The sequence below is a fragment of the Actinosynnema sp. NPDC004786 genome (assembly GCF_053601135.1).
The window spans coordinates 1-12636 of sequence record NZ_JBSGBG010000088.1; the positions used below are offsets into that span (position 1 = coordinate 1).

10 protein-coding genes are annotated in these 12636 nt (G+C 75.9%); 7 read left to right on the forward strand and 3 right to left on the reverse strand.

Going from position 1 to position 12636, the window contains the following annotated elements:
- From ACWEFJ_RS38550 to ACWEFJ_RS38580, 7 genes are all read left to right on the forward strand, one after another.
- Positions 1-1189 (forward strand): hypothetical protein (locus tag ACWEFJ_RS38550; protein WP_449716827.1); only part of this gene is annotated, 1189 nt, incomplete at its 5' end.
- Positions 1186-2739, forward strand: a complete 1554-nt coding sequence (locus ACWEFJ_RS38555; protein ID WP_449716828.1) for a hypothetical protein — start codon at positions 1186-1188, stop codon at positions 2737-2739. The genes ACWEFJ_RS38550 and ACWEFJ_RS38555, both read left to right, overlap by 4 nt.
- Complete coding sequence (locus ACWEFJ_RS38560; protein ID WP_449716829.1) at positions 2736-4445, forward strand: TOMM precursor leader peptide-binding protein; 1710 nt, start codon at positions 2736-2738, stop codon at positions 4443-4445. The genes ACWEFJ_RS38555 and ACWEFJ_RS38560 overlap by 4 nt, the downstream gene beginning before the upstream one ends.
- Positions 4442-5752 carry a hypothetical protein gene (locus tag ACWEFJ_RS38565; protein ID WP_449716830.1) on the forward strand — a complete coding sequence of 437 codons (1311 nt, stop codon included), beginning with the start codon at positions 4442-4444 and terminating at the stop codon, positions 5750-5752. The genes ACWEFJ_RS38560 and ACWEFJ_RS38565 overlap by 4 nt, the downstream gene beginning before the upstream one ends.
- A complete protein-coding gene (locus ACWEFJ_RS38570) occupies positions 5749-7341 on the forward strand; it encodes a thiopeptide-type bacteriocin biosynthesis protein (protein ID WP_449716831.1) in 1593 nt (530 codons plus the stop codon). Before ACWEFJ_RS38565 ends, ACWEFJ_RS38570 begins: the two co-directional genes overlap by 4 nt.
- A gap of 114 nt (positions 7342-7455) precedes the next feature.
- Complete coding sequence (locus ACWEFJ_RS38575; protein ID WP_449716832.1) at positions 7456-8325, forward strand: hypothetical protein; 870 nt, start codon at positions 7456-7458, stop codon at positions 8323-8325.
- A 78-nt stretch (positions 8326-8403) separates the two neighbouring features.
- Positions 8404-8895 carry a DUF5980 family protein gene (locus ACWEFJ_RS38580; RefSeq protein WP_449716833.1) on the forward strand — a complete coding sequence of 164 codons (492 nt, stop codon included), beginning with the start codon at positions 8404-8406 and terminating at the stop codon, positions 8893-8895.
- A gap of 13 nt (positions 8896-8908) precedes the next feature.
- Here the strand turns inward: ACWEFJ_RS38580 and ACWEFJ_RS38585 are convergent, their stop codons facing one another.
- From ACWEFJ_RS38585 to ACWEFJ_RS38595, 3 genes are all read right to left on the reverse strand, one after another.
- Entirely contained in the window at positions 8909-9820 is a 912-nt protein-coding gene (locus ACWEFJ_RS38585) for a GDSL-type esterase/lipase family protein (RefSeq protein WP_449716834.1), read from the reverse strand.
- A gap of 90 nt (positions 9821-9910) precedes the next feature.
- Positions 9911-11725 carry a S9 family peptidase gene (locus tag ACWEFJ_RS38590; protein ID WP_449716835.1) on the reverse strand — a complete coding sequence of 605 codons (1815 nt, stop codon included), beginning with the start codon at positions 11723-11725 and terminating at the stop codon, positions 9911-9913.
- Complete coding sequence (locus ACWEFJ_RS38595) at positions 11718-12305, reverse strand: ArsR/SmtB family transcription factor (protein ID WP_449716836.1); 588 nt, start codon at positions 12303-12305, stop codon at positions 11718-11720. The genes ACWEFJ_RS38590 and ACWEFJ_RS38595 overlap by 8 nt, the downstream gene beginning before the upstream one ends.
- Positions 12306-12636 lie beyond the last annotated feature (331 nt).

Here is a 12636-nt window from a genome sequence, read left to right on the forward strand (position 1 = left end):
GCTGGAGGACGTCGTCCTGCCGCACCCGGTGCGGGTGCCCGCCACGGGCACCGACACCCTCACCCGCCTCACCCCGCTGCTCGTCCTGTTCGACCGGCAGGTCTTGGCGCGGCGGCTGGTGCGCAACCGGTTCGTCGACGCGGTCGGCGTCGGCGGCACGGCGTCGTTGGCGGAGTGCGCGGCGTTCCTGTCCGGCGTCTGGCAGGACGAGGAGACGGCCACCGACCCCGGGATCGTCGCCCTGCTGGAGTCCCGGGCGAAGCTCGCCGCGGCGGTGCGCGCGGACGGCGCGGTGTCCGACGACGTGGTGCGCGAGGCCGCCCGACACCTGCCGGGTTGGCTGCGCCGTCCCGGTTCCTACGCGTTCTTCGTCCAACCGACGCGGGACGGGCGGCTCGTGGTGAACCACGTCTACGCCGGCTTCGGCCGGTTCACCAGCCGGTTCCTGCGCCGGTTCCCCGGCGCGGCGGACGCTGTGGCCGCCCGGCTGCGGCGCACGCTCGGCGGCCGGTTCGCGCAGTTCCGGCCGGTGCACGGGTTCAACGCCAACCTGCACCCGCTCCTGGCCTCACGCGAGATCGGCGACGACCCCCGCTGGGCCGACCTGCCCGTGGACGAACTCCGGGTCCGGCACGACCCGCGCACCGACGAGGTCAGGGTGGTGCACGGCGACGAGCCGCTGGACGTGGTCTACCCGGGTTTCCTGGTGCCGCTGGTGCTGCCCGACCGGCACGTCCCGCTGTACTCCGACCTCGCCTGCGGCGGGGTGGACCTGCGGGCGCTGCGGTCGGGCGAGCGCGACGGCGAGGCGGTGGTGAGCGGCGAGCTGCGCTACCGCGACGTGGTGCTGGCCCGCCGCGCGTGGGAGTTCGCCGTCACGCCGGACCTGGCCGAGGACCCGGTCGCGGCGGAGGTGGTCCGGTTGCGCGCCCGGCACGGGCTGCCGGAGCACGTGTTCGTCGGCGCGGCCTCCGCGCCGACGTCCGCCGACGTGGCGCAACGGCTGCTCCCGGCCAAGTCGCAGTACGTGGACTTCGGCAACGCCCTGCACCTGCGCACACTGCCCCGGCTGCTGTCCCGGTTCCCGGCGGGCGTCCGGTTCACCGACGCGGTGCCGGTGCCGGGCGTCCAGTCGCCCGGTGGGCGGGTGCTCGAAGTGGTCGCGGAGACCTATTGGGGGATCGAGTGAGTGACGAGCTGCTGCGGCTGCGCCCGATCGTCCACGCGAGCCCGACCGACACCGGCCTGCACGTGCGGGGCTGGTCGGCGAGCTTCAGCGTGGCCGGCGGCAAGGGGCTGTGGACGGTGTGGCAGCGCCTGGCCGGACCGCTGACCGCCGGCGTGCCGCCGGAGCAGTTGGCCGTGCCCGACCAGGCGCCGCCCGCGGTGGCGGCGGCGTTGCGGCTGGTCATCGACCAGCTGCACGAGCACGACCTGCTGGTGCGGGTGCCCGCGTCGTGGGACGCGCAGGGGCCGCCCGGGCACGTCGCGCGGTGGCTGGAGTCGGTCGCGCCCCGGCCCGCGCGGGCGTGGGAGCTGATGCGCGCGGACGCGGTGGCGGTGGTCGGCTCCGGGGCCGTGGCCGCCGCCGCGCACCGGGCGTTGACGGCCACCGGGTTGGCGGTGGGGCCGGTCGAGCCGGGGCCGGGCCTGGTGCTGGTGTCCGGCGGTCACGTGGTCGCTGCCGGGTGCGCCGCGGACGTGGGGTTCGTGGTCGCGCCCGGCGCGCGGGGCGACGTGCTCGCCGACGCCGAGGCGGTGGCCCGTCGCCTCGACGGGCAGGCGGGCGAGCCGCCGGAGGTGCTGGCGGCGCTGGTCGGCTCGGCCGCGGCGCACCGGTTGGTGTGCGCGGTCGCCGGGCTGCCCGACCCGGCGCACGAGGTGGTGGACCTGTGGCACGACACGCCGCCGGCCGGGCCGCCGCACCAGCCGGTGCTGGTCGCGCGGCTGGACCCGCTGCGCGCGGAGTACCACCCGTGGCTGTCGGCCGTGCGCCCCGCGCCGCCGGGCGGGCGGACCGCCGACGTGCTGGGCGACCCCGAACTCGGACCCGTGCCCGCGCCGGAGACCGGCGACCTGCCGCAGGTGCCGGTGAAGCTGGCCGCGTCCGGCGACGCGGTCGGGTACGGCACCACCAGGGACTCGGCCCGGCTGGACGCCGTGGTCCGCGCCGCGCACCGGCTCGCGCCCGACACCGCGGTGGTGGGCGCGGACGCCGTGCACGCGTTGGGCTTGGCGTTGCGCACCGCCGTGCGGGTGCTGCCGGGCACGCCGGTCGAGCCGGGGGAGTGGGAATCGGACCCGACGGCCCGGCGGTGGTGGAAGGCGGTGGTGCTGCGGTTCGCGCTGCCCGCCGAGGTCGAGGTGACCCGGCTCGGCGACGGGGTGGTGCGGGCCGTCGTGCGCTCGGGTGGCGAGGAGCTGTCGTGGGCCGTCGAGGCGAGCGCCGCGGACGCGGTGGCCTTCGCGGCCCTGGCGGCGGCCGGCCGGGCGCAGGCGGGGGTGGGGGAGCCGGTGCTGCTGTGCGGCGCGTTCCCGGTGGAGGAGCCGACCGTCGCCGACGTGCCGTGGACCGACCGCGCCTGGTACTGGCCGTACGGGGTGCGTGAGGCGGAGGAGGGGTTGCAGGCGCGGTTGCGGGAGCTGGCGGGCGTGGCCGAGGTCAAGCGGGTGGCGTTGGGGCCGGTGCTGCACGCGGCGGGGCTGGTCGGGTTCGCGGTGCCGGAGGTGGGCCGGTGAGCGTGGTGGAGCTGACGGCGTACGCGCTCGGTGACCTCGCGCGGGTCGGCGCGGGCGCGGAGGCGGTGCTGCCCGTCCGGTACGACGGCCCGGTGGCGTTGATCGGGCCGGTGGTCGGTGGCGGGCCGGGGGTGTGCCTGGTGTGCGCGGAGGACGTGCGGCTGGCCGCGCAGGGCACCGCCGTGCCGCGTCGTGCGGAGGGCACGCGGGTGGGTGGCGTGCCGTCGCCGGCGCACGGGCCGTTGGTGGACGCCGTGACGCGGATGGTGTTGGCCGACCCGGAGGCGTACCGCGACCGGGTGCTGTCGGTCCGCGCGGACCTCGGCACCGTGGCCGAGCACCGGGTGCGGCCGCGCCCGGAGGGGTGTCCGGTGTGCGGGCCGCTGCCCGACGACAGCGCCGACGCGGCGGTCGTGGCGCGGAGGCCGGCGCCCGTGTCGCCGGGGACGGCGCGCGGGCCGAACCCGTTGACGGACGGGGACGCGGTGCGTGACGCGTTGTTCGACCAGCGGCACGGGCCGGTCGACCGGCTGTCCCACTACGGTGACCTGCCGTTGCCCGCGGTGAGCGCGCGGATCGTGACCGACGGGGCGGGCACGCAGGCCGGGTTCGGCCGGACCGGCACGTTCGCCGAGTCGGAACGGGTGGCGTTGTTCGAGGCGGTGGAGCGGCTGGCCGGGCTGCGGCCCCGGCGGGTGACCACCGTGCTGGAGGCGTCCTTCGCCGACCTCGGCCCGGAACGCGCGGTCGAGCCGACGCGCCTCGGGCTGCCGGACCTGCCGTCGCCGCACGTCGTGCCCTACGCGCCGGACGTCCGCACGCGCTGGGTGCACGGCTGGTCGTACTCGCGCGGGACCACCGTGGCGGTGCCGGAGCACGTCGTGTACTGGGGCGGCACGCCCGGACCGCGGTTCGTCAACGAGACGTCCAACGGGTGCGGTGCGGGCAACAGCCTCACGGAGGCCGTGCTGTACGGGCTGTTCGAGGTCGCGGAGCGGGACGCGTTCCTCATGGCGTGGTACCAGCGCACGCCGCTGCCCACCGTCGTGGCGCGCGACGGGCTCGCGCTGCACCTGGCCGATCGGCTGGCACAGCTCGGCTATCGGCTGGAGTGCTACGACGCGACCAACGACCTCGCCGTGCCCACGGTGCTGACGCTCGCCCGGTACACCGGCGACGACCCGGCCGCGCCGCGGGCGTTCTTCGCGGCCGGTGCGGGGCTCGACCCTCAGGGCGCGTTGCGGTCGGCGGTGGTGGAGGTGGCGGTGGACGTCGAGTCGGCGGCCCAGCGCGCCCACGCCGACCCGGGGGAGTACGACCGGGAACGGCTGCTGCGGATGCTGCGCGAACCGGACCTGGTCCGGACGATGGAGGACCACGTCACGGTCAACGGCCTGCCGGAGGCGGTCGGGCGGTACGACTTCCTGCGGCCGGGCGACCCGGTCGAGATGCGCGGGCCCGAGGTGCCGTCGGACGACCTGGACGCGGTGCTGGAGCACTACGTGACCGCGTGGGCCGCGCTGGACCTGGAGGTGATCGCGGTGGACCTGACCGACCCCGTCGTGCGCGACCGCCTCGGCCTGCACACGGCGAAGGTCGTCGTGCCCGGCACGATCCCGATGACGTTCGGGGAACGCGACCGCCGCACCCACGGCATCCCGCGGTTGCGCCCGACCGGACCCCTGCGGCCCCACCCGTTCCCGTGACCACCGCCGACACGCCCGCGGAGGGGCCGCCCACCGCCGACTTGCCCACCGCCGACTTGCCCACCGCCGACCTGCCCACCGCCGACCTGCCCACCGCCGACCTGCCCACCGCCGACCTGCCCACCGCCGACGAGCCGAGCGCCGAGGGGCCGACCGCCGAGGGGCCGACCGCCGCCGGTACCGACGAGCCGACCGCCGCCGCGCCTGCCGTCGCGGCCGGTGCCGGGTCGACCGCCGCCGATGCGCTCGCCGCCGCCTACCGGCACGGTCCCGGCCGACTCGTCACCGACGGTCCCACACCGGAGCCGCGGCCGTTCGGGCCCGGCGTGGCGCTGGGCGAGCTGGCCCGCCACGGCGCGTTCGGGGCGGCGCTGGCGCACCTGCTCGCCGACGTCGCCACGCCCCAGCGGTGGGAGCCGTGGAACCCGTACAACGACCACCGCGCCTACCCGTCCGCCCGGTCCACGTTCGCGGTGGACGTGGCGCTGGTCGCGGACGGCCGGTCGTGGCCGCTGGACCCGGTGCGGCGGGCGCTCGTCGGCGGTGTGCCCGAACGGTTGGGCACGAGCGTCCGGCTGGACCTCGTGCGCCGGCCGGAGCGGTTCTCGGCCGGGTACGGCGAGTTCGCGGACGTGCTGGTGGAACTGGAAGCCGGCCACCTCTCAGCGGCGTTGGAGGACCACGCGCGAAGGCTCGGCCTGCGCGCGGGGATCGACGGCGACGGCCTGGTGGTGTCGTCGCACCGCGAGACCGGTCGCCCGGTTCCGCACACCTCTGCGCGCAGTTCCGGGTACGGCCCGCGCGGCTTCTCGGCGGACCCCAGGCCGTTGCCCGCCTCGGCCCTGCACGCGGTCGTGGCGGCCGTTCCCCGCCTGCGGCACCTGCGGCACCGGTTGGCGGTCCACAACGTCGAGGGCGTGCCCGACGGGTGGCACGGCGACGCCGGCGCGAGTCCCGTGATGGCGCGGATCGCCGACACCTTCCGGCACCCGCCGAGCGTCCTGGACGTGGGCAGCGCGAACCTCGCGCTGGTGCTCACCGGCGACCCGGCCGCGGCGGTCGCCGAGGCGGGACCCGACGGGTACCGCGCCCTGCTGCGGGCCGCCGGCGCGGTCGCCCAGCGGGTCGGCGAGGCGGCGGCCGGCGCGGGTCTGTTCTGCCGCCCGCTGCGCAGCCTGCACGACGAGCACCTGGAGGCGCTGGCCGGCGCGCCGGCCGGGCACACGCTGCTCTACCTGCTCGTGGCGGGCCGGCCGCGGGCCACCGGCTTCACCTACGACCTCACCCCGCTGGAGGCGCGACCGTGACCTGGACCGGGCTGCACGTGCGGCTGTCGTGGCGGACCGAGCACGTCGACGCGTTCGTCGCCGACGTCCTCGCGCCCCTGCTGGCCGACCACCGGACCGCGGGCCGCATCGCCGACTGGTTCTTCATCCGCTACTGGGAGACCGGGCCGCACCTGCGCGTGCGGCTGCGTGACGCGGAGGGGCACGTCGAGGAGATCGCCGACCAGGTGCGGCACGCGGTCGCGGCGGCCGGGCACCCCGAGACCCCGCTCGACCCGGACGGCTTCTACGCCGCGCTCGGCACGGACGGCGACTGGCTGCCCCACGGCGACGTGCGCGAAGTGCCCTACGTGCCGGAGGTGGAGCGCTACGGCGGACCGGACGCGTTGCCGGTCGCCGAGGAGGTGTTCTGCCGCAGCACCGACGTCGCGGTGGCCGTGCTGCGCGCGGCCCGCACACCCCGGGCCAAGCTCAGCGCCGCGGTGGAGCTGGTGATGGCCACGACCTCCGCGCTCGGCCTGGACCGCCCGGCGGCGGCGTCCTGGCTGCGCACCCTGGCCGCGTCCTGGCGCCGGCACCACGAGCCCGCCACCGCGCCCACGATGTCCTCCCACCTGGCCGCGCACCGCCTGCACGCCGACCGCGCGGCCACGTTGAGCGCCCGGTGGGACCGCCTGGCCTCCGCCCCGACCGGGGCCGTCGCGTACTGGTCGCGGCAGGTGCGGGCCGACCTGCCGCGCGACGTCTGGGCCTCGCAGCTGCACATGCTGCTCAACCGGTTGGGCATCGGGCCCGACGAGGAGCGCACGCTGTGCTGGCTGGTCGCCGCCACCGCGCTCGGCCCGGCCGGCCTGACGCCGTTCCACGCGGACGGCGCCGACGCGCCCGACCGCCGCTACCTGGAGGCGAGCAAGTACCGGCCGGAGGCCGAGGAACAGGTGCCCCGCAAGGGCACCGTGCGCGAGCTGCCCGAGCCGCGGCCGTGGCAGCGGACCGTGCGGCTGCCCGACCCGCCGGAGACCCCGGCGTCGCTGCGGTCGGCGTTGCGCGACCGGCGCACCGGCCGGGGGGACGCGGTGCGGGGTCTGCTGGACGTGGCCCGGCTGGCGGCGCTGCTGTGGACCGCGCACGGCGCGTTGCCCGACGGCCGGCGGCCGTACCCCAGCGCCGGCGCGCTCTACACGGCGCGGTTGCGGTTGGTGGCGTGGGCGGTCGACGGCCTGGAGCCGGGCGTGTACGACGTGGACGAGCGCGACCGGCGGCTGGTCGCGGTCGCGCCCGCGCCGGAGGTCGCGGACGTGGAGGCGACGTCGTCCTGGTTCGGGGCGCGGGCCGCGCTGACCGGCGGCGTGGACCTCGTGACCACACCCGCGCTGCTCGGGCTCTACGTGCGGATCGGCGACCTGCGCCGCGACTACGGGTTGCGGGCGGTGCGGCTGGGGTTCGCCGAGGCCGGTCACCTGGCGCAGAACCTGGCCCTGGTCGCGGCGGGCGTGTCGCTGTCGCTCGGAATGGTCGGCGGGTTCTACGACGACCTGGCGCACGACGTGTTCCTGTTGGACGGCGTGGACGACACCCTGGTCTACCTGCTGCCGGTCGGTTCGGCCTGAGGTCGCCGGGCCGGTGCCCGGTTCCGCAGCGTGGTCGTCCGGTGGTGGTGTGTGGTGTGACCTGCGTCAACGGCACCGATCGACGCCGGGCCGCGTTCAAGTGGGGTGAACGAGGTGCAGCCGCCGCGGTGGGCGGTGTGGGTGGCGCGGGCCGTCGCCGTGGTGGTCGTGGTGCCGGTGCGGGTGGCGTGGGAGGGGCTCAAGGTCGCCGGGCGGGCGGTGCGGCGGTTCCTGCTGCGCCCGTTGGGCGTGGTGCTGGCGTGGGTGTGGGACGGCGTGCGCGCGGTGTGCCGGTTCCTGTGGCACTGGGTGTTCACGCCGGTCGGCCACGGGCTGCGGTGGTGCGGCGGGGTGCTGGTCCGGTTCGTGCTGCGGCCGCTCCGGGTGGCGGTGCGGTGGCTGGCCGGGTGGGTGGGTCGCGGCGTCGCCGTGGTGTTCGACGGCGTGCGGCGCGCGTTGCGGGCGGTGGCGCGGTTCGCGCTGAGGCCGGCGGGGCGGGGTCTGCGTCGGCTGCTGCGGCCGGTCGGGCGGTGGTTGCGCCGGGCCGGTGCGGTGGTCGGTCGGTTCCTGCGGGCCGTGCTGCTGCGGCCGCTCGCGTGGTGCTGGCACAACGTGGTGGTGCGTGGTTCGCGCGCGCTCGGCGCGGGGTTGTGGTGGCTGGCGCGGCTGTTCGGCGGGGCGTTGTGGTGGGCGTTCCGTGTGGTGGGGCGGGCGCTGCGGGCAGTCGGTCGGGTGATCGGGGACGCCGTGGCCTGGGCGTGGCGGCTGCTGGCCCGGGCGTTCCGGGCGGTGGTGGTCACGCCCGTCCGTTGGCTCTGGCGGGTGGCGGTGGCGCCGGTCGGCCGGCTGCTCGGGAGGGTGTGGCGGGCCGTGGTCGTGGCGCCGGCGCGCTGGGTGCGCGCGTCCGTCGTGGCCCCGGTCCGGCTGGCGGGCCGGCGGGTCGGCGCGCAACTGCGCGCGCTGCTGGGCGTTCGACGGGGGTGAGCCCGCGTCTCAGTGGTCTCTGAGATCCGATCGGTAGTTTCGGCCGGGTTGGTGCCCCCACCGGATCGGGAGGATTCAGTGAGATCAACTCCTCGGGTCGTCGGATCGGTGCTCGCCCTGGTCACGGCGTTGGTGCTGCCCCTGCTCGGCTCGTCGGCCTCCGCGTCGGCGGGAGCGACGGCGCCGGCGCGCACCTGGCAACTGGAGAAGTGGGACCTGCCGCAGCGGATGTGCGTGCTGCACAACTCCGGCGACGGGGTCCACCGGTCCTACCTGATCTTCGCGGTGACCGGCCAGTGGTCGACCGACCTCGACTTCGGGATGCGCGACCTGCCGCCGGGCTGGACGGCCCTGCAGAGCCACCTCCCGCCCGGCTCCAACCACCCCGACCCGGACGACGGCGGGGTCATGGTCAACGGGTGGATCTCCGTGCAGGGTCCGACGTCGGTCCCGATGGGCGTGTACCGCCCGTTGATCTGGGTGTCGGACGGGGTGGTGACCGACACGGCCGCGGTCGAGATCGTCGTCAGCACCGCGTCCTGGCTGGAGTGCATGCAGGACCGGGGCTGACGCCGCGCGGTGGTCAGCCGCCGGTCGCGGCCAGCACCGCCTCGGCGATCGCCTCGTGCCCCGCCGGGGTGGGGTGCACGTCGGCGAGCCGGCAGAAGTAGGTCAGCTCGCAGACCTTCGCGACCGGCGTCGGGATCGGGCCGTAGGCCGGGTCCTGGGTGGTCTCGGTCAACGGCCCGTAGCCGCCGGTCACCGCGGTGACGTCCACGAACGTCGCCCCGACCTCCTCGTACTCGGCCCTGAGCGCGGCGTTGAAGAAGTCCCGGAACAACGACACCGACAGGCGGGCGAGGTCCCGGCCGTTCGGGAACGCCGAGGACACCCACGCGCCGAGGAACACGTCCGGGTAGGTCAGGCCCACGATCGGGGCGTCACCGGCGGCCTCGCGCAGGACGGGCAGGACGGCGGCCAGGTTCGCCCGCACCTGCTCGACGGCCTGGGACGCGCACGTCAGCGCGTCCTGGGCCCGCGCGCACGGCGACAGGTCGTTGCCGCCGATCACGACCGTCACCAGGCCGACCCGGCCCTGGTTCGCCCGCAGCTCCGCCACCGCCGCGTCGAGCTGCGTGCGGCCGGCCGGGTCGGGCGCGCCGGGGCCGCGGTTGGCCGGCGCGCAGCCGGGCTCGGACCGCATCTGCGCGGACGTCGCCCCGCTGCACGCCACGTTGACCAGCCGCGACCCCGACCGCTCGGCGACGAGGTAGGCGAAGCCGTCCCGCGGGTCGCCCTCGTCCACCGGCCGGTAGCCGGTCGCGTAGGAGTCGCCCAACGACACGTGGACCCGCTCGGCGGACGGCGTGCCGCCGGTCGACGCCGCGGTCGTCGTGGAGGACGTCGGCGGCGGGGCCGCGTCCGGCTGCGCGGTGCACGCCCCGAGCGCCACCGCCACCGCCCCGACCAGCACCGTCCGCCGCAGTCCCGGCACCTCGACCCCTTCCCGCGCGACCCGTCCGGCCGTCCACGCTACCGGGCGCGGGCCGTGCGCACCGGGCGTCCACTGTGGACGACGGGTCCGTCAGGCCGCGCCGTCGAGGTGGGACACCAGGAAGTCCGCCAGGTCGCCGATCGCCTTGACCTCGTTCGCCCGGTTGGTGAAACCGTGGCCCTCGTCGGCGTAGACGTCGTACCGCACCTCCACCCCGCGCCCGCGCAGGGCGGCCACGATCTGGTCGCTCTCCGCCTTCACCACCCGCGGGTCGTTGGCTCCCTGGATCACGAACAGCGGCGCGGTGATGGCGTCGGCGTAGGTGATCGGCGAGCGTTCCAGCAGGAAGTCGGGCTCGGTGTCGGGGTCGCCGACCCAGTCGGCCATCTCGGCCCGCCACGTCTCCGGCACCGACCGCGCCATCGTGAGCAGGTTGGACGGACCCACCAGCGACACGCCCGCGGCCCACAGCGACGGCATCCGGGACAGGCACGACAGGGTCGCGAAACCGCCGTAGGACGCGCCCCACACCGCGATCCGCGCCGGGTCCACCCAGCCCAGGCCGTGCAGGAACTTCACCGCGTGCTCGAAGTCGCCCAGCTCGTCGCCGCCGAAGTCGCGCAGGATGAGCTGCGCGTAGGTCTTGCCGTACCCGGTGGACCCGCGCACGTTCGGCGCGAGCACCGCGATGCCCCGCGCGACCAGGTACTGGTAGAGCCCGGAGTAGTTGTACTGCGGCCGTTCCTGGGCCTGCGGCCCGCCGTGGATGGAGATCACCACGCCGCGGACGTCGTCGCCGCGCGGCCGGTACAGCCACGCGGGCACCTCCAGGCCGTCGTGCGTCGGGTAGCGCACCAGCTCGGGTTCCACGAAGTCCGCCCGGACCGACGGCGCGCTGGAGGTCAGGTGGCGCAGCTCGTTCGCGGCCAGGTCCAGCGCGACCACCTCGAACGGCCGCGCGCCGGTCGCCAGCAGGAACGTCACCACGTCGCCCACGACGGACAGCGACTCGATCACCCCGGACGGCAGCTCCGGCAACGTGACCAGCTTCCCGTCCCGCAGCACGAACAGCCGTGAGACGCCGTCCTCGTTCACCGTCCAGGCCCGCACCCCGCCGCCGGCGGCCACGTGCTCGACGTCCCACGGCGGCGTCGCCAGGTCCGTGATCGCGCCGGTGGCCAGGGAGTACGACCCCAGCGCGAGGAATTCGCCGCCGGTGTCGTGCAGCAGGAGGAAACCGGACGAGTCGGCCGCCCACGGGCCGGGGACGTGCAGCCGCTTGCCCTCGTGCGCGGTCAGGACCCACAGCGGCGCGTCCGGCTCGTGCAGGTCCACGAGACCGAGGTCGGAGTCGTTGTTGCCGTGCGAACCCGAGGTGAGCAGCCAGCGGCCGTCCGGCGACACCGAGACGGCGTGCAGCAACGTGCCCTCGATCGACTCGACCCGCCGGATCGCCCCGGTGTCGAGGTCCTGCACCAGCACGTCCTGCACGGCCGGGTCGCGGTCGTTGGCCGCGTAGACCACGCCCCGGCCGTCCGGGGTGAACGGGGAGGGCGCGTCGTAGCCGTGGATGGAGGAGCCGAGCACGTGTTGGCGTCCGGGCGCGTGGGTGAGCCGCCGGGCCGGGCCGCCGTCGACGTGGACCAGGTAGAGCTGGAACTGCTCGTCGCCCTGGAAATCGGCGGTGTAGAGCAGCCGGCGGCCGTCCGGCGACCACGCGACCTGCCGCACCGAGCGTTCGGCGTGGTCGGTCAGCTTGCGGGCCGGGCCACCCGCCACGGGCGCCACGTACAGGTTGTGCGGCCCGTCGGTGTTGGCCGCGTACGCCACGAACGCGCCGTCCGGCGACAGCGCGACGTTCGAGCGGAACCGCTGCCTGGCCGCGAAGTCGCGGTACTCAATCATCTTCTCCCCCTGGGTGTGGTCGTCGGAGCGGCATCATGGACACCGCGATGTCGATGGGCGCGGTGCCGGCCCGTCGCTGGGACGGCGCACCGCGCTCCACGTAGCGGTTGATCACCTCTTGCAACGCGTCCCGCAACTCGACCACCTCGTCGACGGTCAGGTGCAGCACGGCGAACGACTCGGACGCGGCCCCCCGCCACCGCTCCGGGTACTCGTCCCTGGTGCGCCACCACTCGGCCTGCCGGTGCTGGCGGCGCACCCAGCGCAACTCGTCCAGCGCCCGCAACGCCGACAGCCCCTCCGGGTCGAGGTCGCGCGTGACGATCTGCGTCTCCTGCTCGACCAACCGCCACGGCCGCTGCCGGCCGACCCCGCCGTCCGCCTCCTCCACGAAGCCGTGACGTGCCAGCAGGCGCAGGTGGAACGAGCAGTTCGCCGGCGTGGTGCCCAACTCCGTCGCGGCCTCGGTGGCGGTGAGCGGCCCTTCCTGGGCGAGCAGCTCCATCAGCCGCACGCGGAGCGGGTGGCTGAGCGCGCGGAGGTCGCGCGCATCGGTGAGCTTGCGCCGGTCGAAAGACATGTTTCGAAACTACTGTTGCGACCCCACCGGGTCAAGCCTCTCCAACACCTCCACACACTCGCTGCCCGCCCCTTCCGCCTCCATCCCGCCCATCCCGAGGTCACCCCCACCCCCACCCCCGCTTCCCGCCTCAGCCGCCCACCTTCGGCCTCCGCTCCCGCCCCCGCAGCCTCCGCGCTCAATCCCTCCCACCCCCACCGGCCACGCGAACACGCACTTCCCCCAAAGGAGGGCTTCGTGTCATCCCGCCGACCTGGCGCAGCCCTACCGCGCGTGTCAAGGGGGCACTCCCGGCCCTACCGCACCTGACGCTGGAACGGCCCCCTTGACG

What these genes read in the sequence shown, in the direction of transcription:
- ACWEFJ_RS38590 (WP_449716835.1), bottom strand. Translation starts at nt 11,725, where the DNA reads ATGATTGAGTACCGCGACTTCGCGGCCAGGCAGCGGTTCCGCTCGAAC.
- ACWEFJ_RS38595 (WP_449716836.1), bottom strand. Translation starts at nt 12,305, where the DNA reads ATGTCTTTCGACCGGCGCAAGCTCACCGATGCGCGCGACCTCCGCGCG.